Source organism: Pseudomonas sp. IT-P218, assembly GCF_949767605.1.
Lineage (GTDB): Bacteria > Pseudomonadota > Gammaproteobacteria > Pseudomonadales > Pseudomonadaceae > Aquipseudomonas > Aquipseudomonas putida_AE.
In genome coordinates this window covers 1-243 of sequence record NZ_CATKQQ010000089.1, presented here as the reverse complement: position 1 = coordinate 243, position 243 = coordinate 1, and the positions used below count along the sequence as shown (strand labels likewise).

Annotated in this window: 1 protein-coding gene; it reads left to right on the top strand. The window is 65.4% G+C overall.

Annotated features, from left to right (window positions below):
- Nucleotides 1-243 (top strand): hypothetical protein (locus ACM6I6_RS29035; RefSeq protein WP_414921147.1); only part of this gene is annotated, 243 nt, incomplete at both ends.

Below are 243 nucleotides of genomic sequence, written 5' to 3'. Positions count from 1 at the left end.
GGCTCGATGGCGAAGTCGACCAGACCCGCGCCACTACGACCACCACTTACGGCGAGGCCTACCACTACGCCGAACCCTATCGCGTGCTCGGCGATCGCCTCGATCAGGACGAAGACCTGCAAAGCGAAAGCGGTTTTTTCTACGCGCGCCTGCGCCACGAACGCTACCTCAACGACCAGACCCACCTCAGCGGCGCCAGCAGCAGCGCCACCCTGGCGCCGGGCCAGGTGCTGAAAATCGCCG